Annotated in this window: 11 protein-coding genes; 2 read left to right on the forward strand and 9 right to left on the reverse strand. The window is 68.5% G+C overall.

Features of this window, described 5'->3' with window-relative positions; genetic code table 11:
• Positions 1–246: 246 nt before the first annotated feature.
• Positions 247–606, forward strand: a complete 360-nt coding sequence (locus MKK55_RS06295; protein ID WP_147841583.1) for a VanZ family protein — start codon at positions 247–249, stop codon at positions 604–606.
• A gap of 2,267 nt (positions 607–2,873) precedes the next feature.
• Entirely contained in the window at positions 2,874–6,746 is a 3,873-nt protein-coding gene (locus tag MKK55_RS06300; RefSeq protein ID WP_243933805.1) for an SdrD B-like domain-containing protein, read from the forward strand.
• Between the two features lie 312 nt (positions 6,747–7,058).
• Here the strand turns inward: MKK55_RS06300 and MKK55_RS06305 are convergent, their stop codons facing one another.
• From MKK55_RS06305 to MKK55_RS06345, 9 genes are all read right to left on the reverse strand, one after another.
• On the reverse strand, positions 7,059–7,763 hold the full coding sequence (locus MKK55_RS06305; RefSeq protein WP_147841580.1) for a L,D-transpeptidase: 705 nt from the start codon (positions 7,761–7,763) through the stop codon (positions 7,059–7,061).
• A 398-nt stretch (positions 7,764–8,161) separates the two neighbouring features.
• Complete coding sequence (locus MKK55_RS06310) at positions 8,162–9,103, reverse strand: Brp/Blh family beta-carotene 15,15'-dioxygenase (RefSeq protein WP_243933807.1); 942 nt, start codon at positions 9,101–9,103, stop codon at positions 8,162–8,164.
• Positions 9,103–9,855, reverse strand: a complete 753-nt coding sequence (locus MKK55_RS06315) for a bacteriorhodopsin (protein WP_243933808.1) — start codon at positions 9,853–9,855, stop codon at positions 9,103–9,105. The genes MKK55_RS06310 and MKK55_RS06315 overlap by 1 nt, the downstream gene beginning before the upstream one ends.
• 235 nt (positions 9,856–10,090) lie before the next feature.
• Complete coding sequence (locus tag MKK55_RS06320; protein WP_243933809.1) at positions 10,091–11,455, reverse strand: amidohydrolase family protein; 1,365 nt, start codon at positions 11,453–11,455, stop codon at positions 10,091–10,093.
• A 210-nt stretch (positions 11,456–11,665) separates the two neighbouring features.
• A complete protein-coding gene (locus tag MKK55_RS06325; protein ID WP_243933810.1) occupies positions 11,666–12,991 on the reverse strand; it encodes an LLM class flavin-dependent oxidoreductase in 1,326 nt (441 codons plus the stop codon).
• Positions 12,988–14,355 carry an LLM class flavin-dependent oxidoreductase gene (locus MKK55_RS06330; RefSeq protein WP_147841575.1) on the reverse strand — a complete coding sequence of 456 codons (1,368 nt, stop codon included), beginning with the start codon at positions 14,353–14,355 and terminating at the stop codon, positions 12,988–12,990. The genes MKK55_RS06325 and MKK55_RS06330 overlap by 4 nt, the downstream gene beginning before the upstream one ends.
• Positions 14,356–14,464: 109 nt before the next feature.
• The gene (locus MKK55_RS06335; protein WP_147726206.1) at positions 14,465–14,986 is read right to left on the reverse strand and encodes a cupin domain-containing protein; all 522 of its coding nucleotides are present in this window, start codon (positions 14,984–14,986) and stop codon (positions 14,465–14,467) included.
• 25 nt (positions 14,987–15,011) lie between these two features.
• Positions 15,012–15,947: an ABC transporter substrate-binding protein gene (locus tag MKK55_RS06340; RefSeq protein ID WP_243933811.1), complete on the reverse strand. Its 936-nt coding sequence runs from the start codon at positions 15,945–15,947 to the stop codon at positions 15,012–15,014.
• The gene (locus MKK55_RS06345) at positions 15,947–17,050 is read right to left on the reverse strand and encodes an LLM class flavin-dependent oxidoreductase (RefSeq protein WP_243933812.1); all 1,104 of its coding nucleotides are present in this window, start codon (positions 17,048–17,050) and stop codon (positions 15,947–15,949) included. The genes MKK55_RS06340 and MKK55_RS06345 overlap by 1 nt, the downstream gene beginning before the upstream one ends.
• Positions 17,051–17,181: the final 131 nt, after the last annotated feature.

A 17,181-nucleotide genomic window follows, 5' to 3' on the forward strand; every position in this document is an offset into this window, starting at 1 on the left:
TCCGCCGGGCTTCCAGCGTTTCGCCAGCGCACCGTCATGGCCGAAGGCATTGGGAACCCGGCGCAGGACGTCGACCGTCGATCAGCGTCAGGGCGGTCGAACGCAGGGCTCTGGCGTTCGAGCGGCAGGGCCGTCGCAACGCACGCAGCGCCGCCGCCGCTCGGTGTCTCCGTGGATCCGGCGGCCAATTGAAGGGCCGACCGCCGTTTCCTCTGCCGTTCCGCCAAAGCGACCGGATTTCCTCCCATGACCACAGCTTCGCGCATCCTCGGATGGTCACTCCTGGTGGGCGTGATCGTCGCGACCCTCGCGCCAATCGGCCTTCGCCCCGTAACCGACGCCCCGGCGGCCCTCGAACGCTTCGGGGCCTACGCCGCGGTCAGCTTCCTGTTCGCCTTCGGATATCCCCATCGCCGCTGGCAGATTCTCGTGATCCTATCGGTCGTCGCCGGCGCCATGGAGGCGCTCCAGATGGTCGAGGCGACGCGCCACGGCCGTTTCGAAGACGTCGCGGTGAAGATCGCCGGATGCTGGGTCGGAGTCACGGCCGCCTTCGCCCTCGCGTTGGCCCCCGGGAGGATGGTGAAGGACGAGATGCCTCGATAGGGGCGGCGTGCGTGAGCGCGTTTCCCGACCCTTCGGCGGTCGAACGCTCAGCCCCGCTGCGATTTGTGCCATGGCTGCGCACCGTGCGGGTATCCCCCGTTGGGCGGCCCGCAGGGTCGCGATCACCGCTCGTCCGGTGTCACCACGATTCCGGGAGGACGACCGGATCGATCGTCCATCGCACACCTTGGCAGTACGGAACCATGCCCATGCTCCGGCTTCTTCGATTCCTTCGCAGTTGGTTGCTGATGTCCGTTCCGTTGGGCATCGCCGTCGGAAAAATCCTTCAAGCGAACAGGCGAGCGTCGTTCCCATCTCCGGGCCGTGCACCGGACCCGCATGCCGGACCAGCCCCGCCGGAGCTGCCGTCACCGCCCCCGCGCTTACCCTGATCCGGCGATGACTTCCCGCCGGGGCGGACGAAGAGCAGACATCACGTCTTGCCGAGCCTTCTCTATCCCGCTCTGTGCCGCGCAATGCACCCACCTCGCGCTGCACCGACGATCGTTCGCGCCTCCCTCCGAACAGCGCGGAGCGCTCTGCGCTGGTCCGCAACCAGTACTACCGTGGTGCGATGACGTCCGCTCAAACGGCGACGATCGACCGTGATCGTGTGCAACGCGTGGGCAACTCGATCCGCGACGAGCATCCGTCCGCGTCGATGCTTGCCGAGCGGCCCCTCTGGACGGTGTCCTATGCGTCCACATACTGGCCGTACCTTTGTCGTGGAGCGATCGATCGTGATCTATTTACAGACTTGGACTGATAGTTGCATGTTGCATCGCACCCTATCCACTGTGCAATGCGGGGCGTGACATCATGCTCGGACTGGTGAGGCAGATAGCCTTCAGCATAGCGGAACTCGAGGCTATGGCGGATCAGCAAGCAGCGCTCGCCGACGATCTGGATACCGACAGCGCGGCGGATGCCATACGCCAAGTCGCACAGCATCATCGACGGCGGGCCGATGAACTCCGTTCCGAGCTGGCATCCCTGGGCTCGGAATTCGCAGCCGAGAGCACGCCAACGCCGGCAGCCAGCCTCGGTGCGTGTGCGCGATGAGGGTGCGCGTCGCCTCCCAACGATCCGATCGGCGGAATTTGAACTCGCGGATCGCCAATTTAGGATCGGCTTCGAAGCATGCCCCTCCTTCAACTCTGTTAAATCACCGCGATGGTGGCCAAAATACTTTGAGAGATGGGCTCACGCCCGGCGCCGATCGCGACCCCACTGGAAACTCGGATTTTCTCACTGCGTCATAAAGTTAGGCACGGATCGGCCAAGGTCATGTTTCCACGCCGATCCACATGCAGTGAAACGCGACGTGCGAGAGGTCATCGCTGAGCGCTTCCAGCCGCCCTTGGCATTGTACGCATGATCGTGTCCATTCGGTGTGCGCGTGAAGCTGAAGCGCATGCGCTGACAATGGCTTAGCTGTTCTATCGGGTTGAGAATTTGCTGGGTCATAACCCTGGCGTTACAGTTCCACCTATCTCCACTCCTAACCTCCAGTTAACCACCCCCCGAACAAAAGCGTGACCACTCCGCTTTGGCAAATGCTTGGGCACGCCCGATAAAATCGAAAAAACCCAATAAAAAAATCAAAGTCCGGTATCGGCCCCCCCTTCCGCCACTTCAGTCCCAAGCTGGGCATGCCGATCTCCCGCTAGAAACGGCGGTGAGCGTGCGAAGCGACTCTCCCTTCGATCTCATGATGCGAGCTTCGGCCTCTCGGACCTCCACCCGCTGGGCGAAGGCGCGCAGGTGATCCCGCCGATAGCCGCCGCCGAGGCGGATACGCTGCCGCACCAACGTCGGCGAACCGGCGCGCGGTGGCAGGCGTCACCGCCCGATTGCCGGAGCTTTCGAGCATGGCCTGCGCCCGCTCGGCATCGACTGCGCTTGGTCGCGAAGCGCCTTCGATCCGGTGATGCGGTCTCACCCGCCCGACTTCGTCAGAGCGCCGACGACCTTGGCCGCCGCGCCATGGCCCTGCGCGGCCTCACGCCCTGAGAGGCCATCTGCGAGCGTGGTCCGCCGAGCCCGGCCCCTTCAGGTCGAACCCGCTCCACCGAATGCCGGGACAAGATACGCCATCGGTTTCATCCTGCGCCGGCGCGATCATCATGCTTCAGGGCGGACCACTCGCAAGGGCCCCGATTATGTCACCTTCGGGTCTTGCACGATATTGCAATGTGCATTTATCCCTTTCCGGAGCGGCGATTCGAGGACGCCGTGAAATTCTAAGAAAAAATACGTAGGGACCGATGACCGCAAGCGCAAAGATCTCTGGGATCGCTTTTGCCGATCCGAACGCCAACGGCATCAAGGATACAGGCGAAGCTGCCGTCTCAGGCCTTGTCGTTGATCTCCTCGACAGCACCGGGAATCGGATCGCCACGCAAACGACGTCGGCGAGCGGAGCTTACGTCTTCGACGGTCTCGACGATGGGATTTACAGCCTCCACTTCAAACCTTTGATCGCTCAGGTGACATCCGGTCCGTTCCTCAGGGGAACTGTCGGTGATTTTGAGTTGCGAACAGGATATACGTCGGTTGATAATATATACGCATATCAGAATGCGACGACCATCTTTAACGAAGGCATGAATTCCACCGCTGCTTTCCGTGGCGTCGTTTTCGTCGATGCAAATGGAAATGGGAAATATGATGCGGGGGAGGCGTCGCTCAGCGGTGCTATCGTCACTCTGCGTGATAGCAATGGATCCGTGGTCGACACGACAACGAGCAGTCATCACGACTACAGCAACGCGACGCTCGATGGCGTTTTCAGCTTTGCGGGCCTGAAGCCGGGAACCTACTCATACTCCGTGGCGCCGACTGGCGGCACCGCGACGAATGCCTTCTCCTCGCAGTCCATTGTCTTGGCTGCAGGTGCCAATACGGGGTCGAGAAATCTAGCACTTTCGGGAAGCCCGGACCATATCATCATCGGCGGAACTATCTACAGCGACAGCAATGGCGACGGGCTTCTGAGCGCCGGAGAGACGGGAATTCGCCAAGCAAGCGTGGCGCTTTTCGACTCGAGCGGCCACGCTTTGCTCACCACGACTTCGGACTCGAGCGGCCATTATAGTTTTAGCAGCGTAACCGCCGGTTCATACACTGTCGTCGTCGCATCGCCGGATGGGCTCGCGAGTTCTTCTCCTCGACCTCTCACAACGAGCATGACCACGGATGGGTTGAACAAGGGTTTTGTTCCCGATGCCGATGTGGCCAAGACCGGCGATGTGCCTGCATCGTCGACTATCAACGTTGTCATACGGGGGCAATCTAACGCGCGCTATATCACAACAAATGGTCTGATGCCGGTCATCAAAGAGGACATCGAACATCTGCTAGGATTTGACGGCATTAGTCACAAGGTCAATATCGTCGGGGATTGGAACAACTCCGATGGATCCAACACGGAATGGGGCGGGACCGGTCTAACGACCAACTGGCTGACGGCGAACGGCGGGGATTATACGAAAGGGTGGACTGCCAACGTCCAGGAGCTCGGGCTGCTGAGCGCTCTCGGAAAGTTGAGCGCTGCAGACCGCGCCAATCCCACCGCAATAGTCTGGTTGCATAACGAGAATGACAGCCTAAATTCAGGTCTTACGACCGACCTGTGGGAAAGTGCTGTCCGTTACGAAGCGGGTCTCGTCCGCGCCACGCTCGGGCAGGATGCGGGTACGACGCCCTATCTCTTCGTCAACGCGATCCCTTTTCAAGGAGCTATAAAGAACCAGGATATCCGCGTCGGCCAAACACGGCTCACCGAAGACTCGAAATTCAATGCGGCGTTTGCGGTAAGTCAATCCAGCGACGTCGATATGGACGTCAATCTGGATGTGACAAAGCCTGTATTGCCTGGAAGCCTTCACGGCAATCAGGCTGATAGTGCACAGTGGGCTCATCGCATCGCGCTCGGCGTCGCCGAAGAATTTCGAGCGTCTGCGCTGTCGGGCTCGCCGCTCGCTCTGGCCGGTGGAAACATTGACGATGCCGGGCCACAGGTTGTTTTTGCGAATGCCGTTTTCGGACATTCTCGGCAAGTCGTGCTGACGTTCCAATTCGACGCTGCATCCGGTTTGCTTCCGCTGAGTTCCAGCGCGCGCCTCGGTGCCGGCTGGAGCCTGCGCGCCGATTACACCGATGCTTCCCCCGATGCGGTTGCGGTTCGGGCGGATCTATTGGGGAACAACAAGCTTTTATTGACCTTCGATCATGAGGTGGTGGCTGGAGAAAAGCTGTTTTATGGCTGGGGCGGCGATCGTATCGCTCTGACGAATCTTCCAGGCATCGGTGCGGCTGTCTACGACGACCAAAACATGCCCGCTTGGGTCGACGCCCGTGGCCTCTCTGTCGTCTCCGATTTCACATCCCCAATCCTGACCCTCGGCGCGCGGCCGCCCGCTCAGGTCGAGGCGACATCCGCGGCCGGTGCGCCGGTCGTCTTCGCGGCCGCGTCCACCGATGCGGTCGACGGAGCCGATCCGGTGGTGTTCAAGGAAGGCCAAGCCGTCGTCGTGTCCGGCCAGACCTTCGGCCTCGGTGCGCACACGGTCGTCGCGTCCGCGACCGATCGTGCCGGCAACGCCGCGGTGCCGATCGCGTTCGACTTCACCGTGGCCGATACCACGCGCCCCAACCTGACCCTCAGCGCGCGGCCGTCCGCCCAGGTCGAGGCGACCTCCGCGGCCGGTGCGCCGGTCGTCTTCACGGCCGCGTCCAACGATGCCGTCGATGGAGCCGATCCGGTGGTGTTCAGGGAGGGCCAAGCTGTCGTCGTGTCCGGCCAGACCTTCGGCCTCGGTGCGCACACGGTCACGGCATCCGCGACCGATTGTGCCGGCAACGCCGCGGTGCCGGTCTCGTTCGACTTCACCGTGGCCAGCACGCCGATTGCGAAGGCTGACGCCCTTACGCTCAGCGCGCACACCATCGCGACAGGGAACCTGCTCGCCAACGACATCAGTTTAGGCGGCAATGCTTTGCATGTCACGACCGTGCGTACGAACGCCGGAACGACTTATTACGTTGCGAACACAGGTGAAGTCACGATCGCAAGCCAGCATGGTATCCTCACGATCGGATCGGACGGTCATTACAGCTACCTATCTCAGGCTGCAGGTGCCGAGTTCTTTACGTATATCGCAGGTGATGGTCATGGCGGCGCAGCCTCGAGCACCCTTACTGTTACCGCCGCCGCGCCTGCGCCAGCGTCCGACGCGACCTTCGCTTTCGCGTTCACGCAGGCAAATGTCGGTTATCGCAATGGTGATGCCCTGCTGACGGGACCGGATGGCATGGTGCACGATGTCACCGGCATCGGCCACCTTCATTTCACCGACGGCACGATAGACGAGGCTCGTGGATCGGCTCTCGTCGACGACCTCTACTACGACGCGCACAACCTCGACGTCTGGCGCGCCCACGTCGATCCCGAACAGCACTACGCACAGTACGGCTGGCACGAGGGCCGCGATCCGAACGCATTCTTCTCGACCGCGGCCTACCTTGCCGCCAACCCCGACGTCGCTGCCGCTGGCGTCAACCCGCTGACCCATTACGACATGTTCGGTTGGCGCGAGGGCCGCAGCCCCGGCCCGGGCTTCTCGGGCGAGGCCTACCTCGCGGCGAACCCGGACGTCGCTGCCGCGAAGGTCGACCCGCTGGCGCACTACCTCGGCTACGGCCAGGCGGAAGGCCGCGCCGCGTTTCCCGGGCTGACGATCGCCCAAGGCGGCGGCCACCACCTCTACGGCGACTTCGACGCGACCTATTACCTCGCCACGAACGCGGATGTGGCCACCGCCGCCCGTACGCAGACCGCGACCGCCGATTCGTTTGCCTTCACGCACTACCTCACATACGGCGCCCGGGAGGGCCGCGACCCGGACGCCTACTTCTCGACGACCGGCTACCTTGCCGCCAACCCGGACGTGGCGGCATCCGGCACCAACCCGCTGTTGCACTACGAGCAGTCGGGATGGTTCCAGGGCCGAGACCCGAGCGCGGCGTTCCACACGGCCGCATACCTGGCCGCCAACCCGGACGTGGCGGCGGCCGGCATGGATCCGCTGCACCATTATCTCCAGTTCGGCTTGGCGGAAGGGCGCCATCTCGCCTGAACCGCGAAGGGTCGTGCGCCGAGGAATCCCGATACGAGCCGGTCGTCCCGCTGCATGGGCGCTGGTTCGCCCCAGGCGAGCTCGTGACGAGGACCGGGTGCCGGGCGCGACAACGACCGAGCGTAGCCGGCCAAGCGGTGATGGCCGGCACGAACACCTCCAGTGCCGGCGGCCGATATCCCGGTGACGCGTCCTGGCGCAGGGTGTCTCAGACACCCCTTCCGCCTGTCTTCCCGCCTTCCTGGCGCGGCGCAGACCGCCGCCGCGAGACCGCGCGCCGGCTCGGCCTCCCGGGCAGGGTCGAACGTTCGGCTACGCCGGAAGGACGACCACCTTGGTCTTCACCGGCGTCCGGGCGTAGAGGTGGATCATGTCCTGGCTGAGCAGGCCGACGCAGCCGCTCGTGATGCCGGTGCCGATCGTGTCGGGCTCGCTCGAGGCGTAGATCGTGTAGAGCGTGTAGGCGCCGTTCTGGTAGAGATGCAGGGTGCGGGCGCCCAGCGGGTTGTCGAGGCCGCCCGGCATGCCGCGGGCGTATTGGGCCGCCTCCGGCTGGCGCCGGATCATCTCCTTGGGTGGCGTCCAGGTCGCCCACTCCGACTTGCGGCCGACATAGGCGTCGCCGTGCCAGAGGAACCCGTCGCGCCCGACATTGGCGCCGTAGCGGGTCGCGGCTCCGTCGCCCTCGATGCGGTAGACGTAGTAGTTGGCGGGATCGACGACGATCGTGCCGGGCGCTTCCTTGGTCTCGTAGCGTACCGTCCGGCGATAGTATTTCGGGTCGACCTTGCTGATGTCGACCGCTGGGATCGGGAACTTCTCGTCCGGCATCGGCCCGTAGGTCTTGGCTGCCTCGGCCAGCAGGATGCCGTCGGTGGTCGCGCAGCTGCCGAGGCCGAGGGCGCCGAGGCCGACCGCCGAGCCGGCCAGGAACGACCTGCGGCTCAGAAGCGCCGTCCGAAGCCGAGCGGTCCGGTCCATCGCGCCGGCATCGGCACGCCCACCATCCATGATCATGATCCCGAGCGTCCCATGTCCTGCGGCCCGATCGAAGCACGCTCCGACCGACGCTGCGCCAATGTACTGCCAAGCCAAGACCGGTGACAGCCGACGGGACTTGCAAGCTCGGCTTTTGCGTCGGGAGTGTGGCAAAAGTCACTCGGCGGCTCTGATCGTCCGCCGATGGCGACTTCGGGACGTCGGTCGAATGCACTTGCCGCGAAGTCGCGCGTGCGTTCGGAGCTGTCCGACACTGGGCGATCGCGGTGATGATCGCTGCGCGTCGCCGCGCTCGCCTACAGTGGCCGGCGCGAGAGGATCGATGCCGTAGGTGATCGATGCCGAGGTCCCTCGAGCGAGCCCGGAGCCGGATCCGATCGGATCGCCGCGCGATCCGCGCATCGACGGCTCCGGGATCAGCCGTGCGACCGGCTTGCGATGCGGTCGAGGAGGACGTGCGGCACGGTCAGGGCGGACAGCATCTGGAGCGTCAGGGTCAGGAGGTTGGCCGGCGCATCCGCGGCGCCGGCGGCGTAGAGCGGCCACAGCCCCGCGCCGAGCAGCAGCGTCAACGCGAAGACCGGCAGCGCGGCGCGGACGGCGCGCGGCATCGTGTCGACGCCGGGCGCCTTCGCCGGGTCCCGCACCAGCGCCCGCATGTGCCGGGGGCCATGGAGGACGACGAAGTACAGGGTGAACGCGGTGAGCGGCGGCAGCAGCCAGAAGGCGGCGGCCAGGACGGATATCTCGGCCAGCACCGCCGGCCGCACGCGACGGCCGAGGAGCCAGGCCGCCGCGAGGGCGAGCCAGAGCCAGGCGGCGGCCGTCCACCAGGCGGGAAGTGACGGCATCGGCACCCGTGCGACCGCCGAGAAGATCTCCGCCGTCTCGGGCGGATGCAGGAGCGCCGGCAGGGCGATCGGGAGGCCACCGCGCACGAGCGCCTCGAACGGTCGGCCCGGGCCCGAATCCTCCTCGCCGAAATGCAGGACCGACAACCCGAGGAAGCCCGCAAGCGTCGCCAGCGGGGCGATCTGCCAGGCCAGGAGGACGAGGGCCGAGAGGCCGAGATAGGGAACGGCGAAGACCCCGAACCACGCTCGGCCGTAGCGCGGGCGCAGCAGCGGGGCCGCCACCGCGCCGTCGAGCGCACCGTGCGGAACGCCGAGGACGATGACGACCGTCAGGGCGACGAGCCAGGAGGCTTCGCGCGGGAGGAACGCGGAGGCGACCAGCCCGAGCGCGACGAGCGCGGCGGCGAGCTGCGGCAGGCCGGTCACCCCCGCATGGATGCGGTGGCGGCTCGCGCCGTCGGGCCCCGCGAGGCGGGAGAGGGACGATCGAGCCGCCAAGAGCATCAGGCCGCCCGGCGCAGCGGCGTCGTGGCCGTCCGCCCCCCCGCCAGGTCGCGGTCGACGGCGCGGGTCGTCTCCAGCGTCGCCATGATGCCGTAGACGACCTTGGCGGTGAGATCGAGGATCGCGATCACCGCCAGCGCGAGGCTCGGCGACAGGATGCCGAGGCCGTCCTGGCCGACGAGCAGCACCACCGGGTAGGCGCACCACACCCCGGTGAGGAACACGGCATTGCGCAGGAAGGCCTTGCGCACGTCGGCCCGCTCGCCGGCGTTCTCCTCGCGCAGCTGCACGAAGATCCCGTAGAACACGGCCAGGAACGCGCCGCAGGAGATGGCGAACCACGTCCACTTCACGGCGGCGACGTCGGACAGGCCGAAGGCCAGGGCCGTCACGATCATGAGCAGGTCGGAGCCGATCAGCCCCCAGACGACGGCCGGCCGGCGCATGCCGGAATGCATCGCGGTGCGCGAGAGTCCGACGAGCAGGAGCGGCGTGGTGAAGGTCCAGTCGATGTAGCGTGCGAAGTAGAACTGCCGCGCAGCCTCCGCCGCATCGGGACCGGCCGGAAGGGTGATGCTACCCTGGCCCGTCGCCATGGCGAAGTAGGAGCAGGCCGCGATGATCGGCACGATTCCGTGGATGATCCCGTCGGCTTCTTCGGCGGGCGTGCGCCGCTTCGCGATGAACAGGATCACGGCGGCGCCTGCCGCCATTCCTGCAAAGCCCAGCCACAGCCAGAATTGAGGCGTCATAAATCTCTCGTCGGTATGGGGATGAAAGGGGCGCCCGGGACCGTGGCGCCCCTGCCCAATCACCCTCGCCCCCGATTGTTGCCAAGCCGCCGCGTCACAGGCGCGTGAGCCCCTGCGGCGCGTCGCCGCCTCGGCGAACGCGGGGTTCCCTTGTCCTGCGAGAACTCGGCCTCGGCCGGCGTGCCGGGGCAGCATCGCAGGCTCCGCCTGAGAATGCCGACGCTGCGACGCGCCGTCAGGGCGCGGCAGACGGGGCGACCGCCTGCGGCCGCCCGCGCTGCCAGACCTCGACGATCCGGGTGCTGGCGGCGATGTCCTCGGACGGATCGGCGGCGAGCATGACGAAATCGGCGCGGCGACCCGCTTCCAGGCGGCCGCGGTCGGCGAGGCCGAGGAGGTCGGCCGCCCGCGCCGTCGCGATGGTCAGGGCTTCCATCGGCGTGAACCCGGCCTGCACCATCAGCGCCAGCTCGCGGTGCTCGGCCACGCCGGGGACGCGCTCGGGAGCCGCGCCGCTGTCGGTCCCGAACCCGATCCGGACGCCGGCGGTCTGGAGCGCCTTGAGGTTCGCGAGGTTCGTGGCCAGCGAGTCGCGCGCGGCCTGCGCCTTGGCGCTCGCGCGGGTGTCGCGCTGCCAGGCGGGGTCGTCGAACCGCGCCTTGAGGTCGGGCGCGAGCGCCGTCCGGACGAAGGGCGTTTGCGCCCAGGCCGGCGCGTCGGCGTAGGCGAAGGTCGCCTCGTCGAGGGCCAGGGTCGCGATGTACCAGGTGTCGTGCGCCTTCAGCAGCGCGACGAAGTCCGGGTCGACCGGCTTGTCGCGGACGCCGTGCGCCAGCACGTCGGCTCCGGCCCGGACCACGGCCCGCGCGTCCTCGAGATCGTGGACGTGGGCCGCGACCCGCAGGCCGAGGCGATGGGCCTCGTCGATCACCGCCGCGTAGACGGAAGGCTGCATCTTGGCCGGCACGGAGCCGCCGAAATCGTCGAGCCAGAGCTTCACCATGTCGGTGCCGCGCGCCTTCATCGCGCGGACCGCGTCGCGGCCCTCGTCGGCGTTCGCCGGGCGGAAGAGCTGATCCGGGCTGACGCGCACCATCGCCTGCGGCGGGCCGCCGTCGGGCACCCCGATGCCGCGGTCGACGCCGAACAGGTCGGCGCCGGGGATGAGACCCGCATGCGCCTCGGCACGGATCTCGGGCATGATCGCACCGTTGAGCCCGAGCGCCATGATCGTGGTGACGCCCCGGGCGGTGTAGGCTTCGAGCTGGGCGAGGATGGTCTCGCGCGTGTAGTTCCGGGCGCCGACGTCGACGCCCCTTACGATGCCGACGTGAGAGTGATCGGAGATCAGTCCCGGCATGATCGTGTGCCCGGGCCGTTCGCGGATCTCGGCGTCGGACGGCACCGCGACCGCCATGCGCGGCCCCGCCGCGACGATGCGGTCGCCGTCGACGACCAGCACCGCATCCGCGACCGGCTCGGCCGACAGGCCGTCGATCAGCCGGATGCCGGTGAAGGCGAGCGGCTTGGCGGCGGCCCCGCCGACGCAGGACAGGCTCGTGGCGACGGCCAGGGCCGACAGCAGCGCGTTCCGACGCATCGCACTCTCCTCCCCGGATCGCCGATGGGACGTCGCCGGTCGCTCCTTCTGGCGTGCGACCTGGGACCCCGCGCGGTTCTCGAGCTGCGATCTGACGGCGTTTCGTCCGGTTTGTCGAGGCGATCCGGGCGTGCGGTGCCGCCCGGCGCTTCGATCCGCCTCGGACCTGCGCACGGGCGTGCCGGGATGGATCGTCTGCCGGGGGCGCCCTCAGGCGAAGAAGCGGTTGCCCGGGCGCGGCAGGCCGAGATGGTCGCGCAGGGTCGTGCCCTCGTAGTCCCGGCGGAACAGGCCGCGGCGCTGCAGTTCCGGCACCAGCCGGTCGACCACGTCGTCGAGGCCTTCCGGCACGAAGGGGAACATCACGTTGAAGCCGTCGCAGGCCCGGCCGTCGAGCCACTCCTCCATCCGGTCGGCGACCTGTGCCGCGGTCCCGACCATCTGAAGGCCGCCGTAGCCGCCGACCTTGCGCGCCAGCTCCCGCACCGTCGCGCCGGTCCTGCGGGCGTAGTCGACGATCTGTGCCTGCCCGCTCTTGCTCGCGTTGGTCTCGGGGATCTCGGGCAGCGGCGCGTCGAGGGCGAAGCCCGAGGCGTCGACGCCGAGGCGCACCGAGAGGTTGGCGAGCCCGCTGTCGGGATGGACGAGCTCGTCGAGCCGCGCCTTCTTGGCCCTGGCCTCGTCCTCGGTCCCGCCCAGCACCACGAAGGCGCCGGGCAGGATCTTGAGGTGGTCCGGGTCTCGGCCGAGCGCCGGCATGCGTCCCTTCACGTCGGCGTAGAACGACTGGCCCGCCTCCAGGGTTGAGCTCGACCCGAACACGACCTCGGCGGTCTCGGCGGCGATCTGCCGTCCGGCTTCGGAGGCGCCGGCCTGCACGATCACCGGCCAGCCCTGCACCGGCCGGGCGACGTTGAGGGGGCCCTTCACCTTCAGGAACGCGCCGCGGTGATCGAGGACGTGCATCCTGTCGGGGTCGAAGAACAGCCCGCCCTCGGGGTCCATGCGGAAGGCGTCGTCGGCGAACGAGTCCCAGAGGCCGGTCACCACGTCGAAGAACTCGCGGGCGCGGGCGTAGCGGGTGGCGTGCTCGACATGCGCGTCGCGGCCGAAGTTGTGCGCCTCGTCGGGATTGCCCGAGGTGACGAGGTTCCAGCCGGCGCGGCCCTTCGAGATGTGGTCGAGCGAGGCGAACTTGCGGGCGACGTGGTAGGGCTCGTTGTAGGTCGTCGAGGCGGTGGCGATCAGCCCGATGCGCTCGGTGACCATGGCGAGCGCCGGCAGCAGGGTCAGCGGATCGAACGAGGTCACGGTGGCCGAGCGGCGCAAGGCCGCCGGCGGCATGTTCATCACCGCGAGATGGTCGGCCATGAAGAAGGCGTCGAACTTCGCCGCCTCCAGCCGGCGGGCGAAGTGGACGAGATGCTCGAGGTTGAAGTTGGCGTCCGGGTACCCGCCGGGATAGCGCCACCAGGCGGTATGGATGCCGAGCGGGCGCATGAACGCCCCGAGATGCAGGCGTCGGTCCCGGCTCATCGTCCCTCCTTCGTGCCGCTGCCCGAGCCGGACGGCGCCGCCGGGCCGAAGCCCGCGGGCGGACGCGTGCCGAGATGCGCGCGCAGCGTGCGGCCCTCGTACTCCGTCCGGACGAGGCCGCGCCGGCGCAGCTCCGGCAGGACCAGCTCGATGAAGTCGTCGAGGCCGCCGGGCAGGGTCGCGGGCATGATGTTGAAGCCGTCGGCGCCGCCGGCGCGGAAGCGGGCCTCCATCTCGTCGGCGACCTGCATGGGCGTGCCGACGATCTGCGAGTGGCCCCGCGCCCCGGCGATCCGCAGGTAGAGCTGGCGCAGGGTCAGCCCCTCCCGGCGGGCGAGGTCGAACATCAGCTGCTGGCGCGACTTGGCGCCCTCGGCCTCCGGCAGCTCCGGCACCGGGCCGTCGGGATCGAACCCGGAGAGGTCGAAGCCGCCGACCATCCGCTCGAGCAGGGCGAGGCCCACCACCGGGTCGATCAGGTCCTGCAGCGCCTCGAACTTGGCCCGCGCCTCCGCCTCGCTGCGCCCGACGACGGGAAACAGGCCCGGCATGACCTTGAGGTCGCCGGGCTCGCGGCCGAACCGCGGCAGGCGCGCCTTGAGGTCGCCGGCGAACTCGACCGCTTCCGCGAGCGTCTGGTTGGCAGTGAACACGACCTCGGCGGTGCGGGCCGCCAGATCCTTGCCCGGCCCCGACGAGCCCGCCTGCACCACCACCGGCTGGCCCTGCGGCGTGCGCGCGATGTTGAGCGGTCCGCGCACCTCGAAATGCGTGCCGCGATGGTTCAGCGGGCGGAAGCCGTCCGGCTTCGAGAACTGGCCGCTGGCGCGATCGATGACGACGGCGCCGTCGTCCCAGGTGTTCCACAGGCCCAGCACCACGTCGACGAACTCCTCGGCCCGGGCGTAGCGGTCGCCGTGGCGGGCGATGCCGGCCTCGCCGAAATTGGCGGCCTCGGCGTCGGTCGTGGAGGTCACGAGGTTCCAGCCGGCCCGGCCGCCGCTGAGGTGGTCGAGCGAGGCGAAGCGCCGGGCGACGTTGTAGGGCTCGTTGAAGCTGGTCGAGGTGGTCGCGACGAGCCCGATCCGGCTGGTGACGGCGGCCAGCGCCGACAGCAGCGTCACCGGCTCGAAATGCGCCGAGCGCGCGGTCCGCTCGCTCGAGCGCAGGTTCGAGTCGCGGATGCCGGAGCCGTCCTCGAGGAAGACGAGGTCGAACTTCGCCGCCTCGGCCCGCTGCGCCCAGCCGACATAGCGCTCGAGGTTGAGGCCGCCGTCGGCCTCGCTCGACGGGTGGCGCCAGCCCGCCACGTGGTGGCCGGTGGCGTAGAAGAACGCGCCGAGGCGCATCGTGTCCTGTCTCAAGGTGTCCCGCCCCGCCGGCCGATGGTGAATGTCGCGCTGGGCCTCTCGGGTGCCCGCATTGCAGAACGCGCCGCGACCTGCGCCGTTTCAGCGCTCGCGGCGCCGGGCCTCAAGGATGCTTGTGGATCGGATCGATCCAGTGGACGGTCTCGGGCCGCTCCACCGGCTCGACCTCCGGGATGTTGACCACCACCGCCTCGTTGTCGGAGCGCACGAGCACGCATTGCAGCGTCTCGTCGGGCGAGGCGTTGATCTCCTGATGCGGCACGTAGGGCGGCACGAAGATGAAGTCGCCGGGGCCCGCTTCGGCGACGTATTCGAGCCGGTCGCCCCAGCGCATCCGGGCGCGCCCCGACAGCACGAAGATCACGCTCTCCAGCGCGCCGTGATGGTGCACCCCGGTCTTGGCGTCGGGCTCGATCGCCACGGTGCCGGCCCAGATCTTCTGCGCGCCGACGCGGGCATGGTTGATCGCCGCCTGCCGGAACATGCCCGGCGTCTGCGCCGTGTTGGCGTCGAGCCTGTCGCCGGGGATCACCCGGACGCCGTCGTGCTTCCAGCGCTCGGCGCCCGGACCCGGCTCGGCCTGGGCGTGCGGGTGGTCGTGCGGGTCGTCGTGGTGATCGTGCATCGCTCGAATCCTGCTCGTCGGCCGATCAGCGTAACGCAGCCGGTTGCGGGAATCCCGTGTCGAAGATCGCCTCGGCCCGCGGCGCGCGCGCCTTCGGGATCAGGCCTGCGCGCACGTAGAGGTCGATGTTGGCCTGCTCGTCGGCGATCACGGCCTCGTCGATCGGGACGTTGCGGTACTGCGCCCGGCCGAACCAGCGCAGCGGCACCGCCTCCGGCAGGCCGATGAGCTTCGACCAGACCTTCGCGTAGGGGGCGGGGTCGGCGAGCGCCCAGGCCCGGGCCCGCGCGAGCCGCTCCCCGAAATCGGCGAGCAGCGCGCGCTTGTCCTTCAGCGCGGCGTCGCTCGCCACGGCGAAGCTGAGGCCTGGCGTGATGCCGTTGCCGTCGCGCACGACACGGACCAGGCCCGCGAGCTCGGCGGTGGAAGTGTAGGGCTCCCAGGTCGCCCAGGCGTCGACGCTGCCCGAGGCCAGGGCGATCTTGGCGTCGGCCGGCGGCAGGAAGCTCAGGGTGACGGCATCGGCCGGCAGCCCGGCCTCCTCCAGGGCCGCGAGCACCACCTGATGTCCGATCGAGCCGCGGTTCGTCGCGATGCGCCTGCCCTTGAGGTCGGCGACCGTGCGGATCGGCGAATCCGCCGCCGCCAGGATCGCGAGCCCGTCCTGGCGGTTCCGGAAGGCGAGGAAGGCCTTGACCGGAACGCCCGCGGCGGCGGCGAAGGTGAAGGGCGCGTCGCCGACGCCGCCGGCATCGATCGCGCCGGCGTTCAGGGCCTCGAGCAACGGGGCGGCGGCCGGGAACTCGCTCCAGGCCAGCCGGTAGGGCAGCCCGTCGAGGACGCCGGCGGCCTCCATCAGCGCGCGTGCGTTGCCGCGCTGGTCGCCGACCCGGAGGACGTCCTCGGCCCGGGCGGGGATCAGGGCAACGAGGAGCGCGAGAACCGTCAGAAGCGCGCGCATCAGGCGGCGTCCGCGGTGGTGGAGCGGTTGGCGAGCTGCGCGCGGAAGGCCGGCAGCAGGTCGCGACCGTAGCCGATCGCATCCTCCAGCGGATCGAAGCCGCGGATCAGGAAGGTGCGCACGCCGAGGTCGTGATAGTCGAGCAGCGCCTCGGCGACCTGATCGGGCGTGCCGACGAGCGCGGTGGAATTGCCGGCCGCGCCGGTCTCGGCGGCGATCGCCGTGTAGAGGCGCTTGTCCAGGCGGGTGCCGCTCGCGGCCGCCGCGAGGAGCCTTCGCGCGCCCTCGTTCTGCGGGGTCGCCGCGGGGCCGAGGCCCCTGGCCGCGCGCACGGCCCTGGTCCTGGCGAGGATCGCCTCGGCCCGCGCCGAGGCCGCCGCCTCCGTGTCGGCGAGGATCGGCCGGAACGACAGGCTGAAGCGCGGATTCCGGCCGTAGGGGGCCGCCGCGGCGCGGACGCGGGCGATGAGGTCGCGGACCTGATCCAGCGTCTCGCCCCAGAGGGCGTAGGTGTCGGCATGGCGCCCGGCCACGTCGAGCGCCGCCGGCGAGGCGCCGCCGAAGAACACCGGGATGCCGTCGGCCCGCACCGGCTTCACCTCCGAGAACCCCTGCTCGACCTGGTAGAAGCTGCCGGAATAGTCGAACGGCGTTTCCGCGGTCCAGGACAGGCGCGCGACGTCGAGGAATTCCCGCGTCCTGGCGTAGCGCTCGTCCTTGCTCAGGTGATCGCCGTCGCGTGCCAGGTCCCGATCGTCGCCGCCGCTGATCGCGTGGATGGCGATGCGGCCGCCGGTGAGCTGGTCGAGCGTCGCGAATTGCCGGGCGGCCACCGTCGGCGCGGTGAAGCCGGTGCGATGGGCGATCATCAGCCCGATCCGTCGCGTCACCGCCGCGATCCGGGACGCGATCAGCAGGGCGTCCGGCGCCGTCGAGTAGGCGGCGACGAGGATGCGGTCGAAGCCGCCGGCCTCGTGCGCCTGAGCGAGGCGGTCGAGGTAGTCCCGGTCGATCGCCGGACCCTCCGCCGGATGGATCTCGGAGGTCAGGCGAGGAGCCGCGAAGCCGATGAACTCGACGGCATCGGGCGGGAGATGGCTCATGGGACTCTCCTGATCGCTCGGGCGTTCGAAGGCCGGGGTGCCGCGCGCCGCGATGGCGCGTGCAGCCGCCCGAAGCGGTCGACCCGAGCGAGGACGCGCGTCCGACGCCTGCCTGACGGGACCGGGAAGGG

The organism is Methylobacterium sp. J-059 (assembly GCF_022829485.1).
Classification (GTDB): Bacteria; Pseudomonadota; Alphaproteobacteria; order Rhizobiales; family Beijerinckiaceae; genus Methylobacterium.

Coding starts and splice junctions, on each gene's coding strand:
- MKK55_RS06345 (WP_243933812.1), bottom strand. CDS start 17,050: ATGAGCCATCTCCCGCCCGATGCCGTCGAGTTCATCGGCTTCGCGGCT.
- MKK55_RS06335 (WP_147726206.1), bottom strand. CDS start 14,986: ATGCACGATCACCACGACGACCCGCACGACCACCCGCACGCCCAGGCC.
- MKK55_RS06295 (WP_147841583.1), top strand. CDS start 247: ATGACCACAGCTTCGCGCATCCTCGGATGGTCACTCCTGGTGGGCGTG.
- MKK55_RS06300 (WP_243933805.1), top strand. CDS start 2,874: ATGACCGCAAGCGCAAAGATCTCTGGGATCGCTTTTGCCGATCCGAAC.
- MKK55_RS06305 (WP_147841580.1), bottom strand. CDS start 7,763: ATGATCATGGATGGTGGGCGTGCCGATGCCGGCGCGATGGACCGGACC.
- MKK55_RS06315 (WP_243933808.1), bottom strand. CDS start 9,855: ATGACGCCTCAATTCTGGCTGTGGCTGGGCTTTGCAGGAATGGCGGCA.
- MKK55_RS06310 (WP_243933807.1), bottom strand. CDS start 9,103: ATGCTCTTGGCGGCTCGATCGTCCCTCTCCCGCCTCGCGGGGCCCGAC.
- MKK55_RS06340 (WP_243933811.1), bottom strand. CDS start 15,947: ATGCGCGCGCTTCTGACGGTTCTCGCGCTCCTCGTTGCCCTGATCCCC.
- MKK55_RS06325 (WP_243933810.1), bottom strand. CDS start 12,991: ATGAGCCGGGACCGACGCCTGCATCTCGGGGCGTTCATGCGCCCGCTC.
- MKK55_RS06320 (WP_243933809.1), bottom strand. CDS start 11,455: ATGCGTCGGAACGCGCTGCTGTCGGCCCTGGCCGTCGCCACGAGCCTG.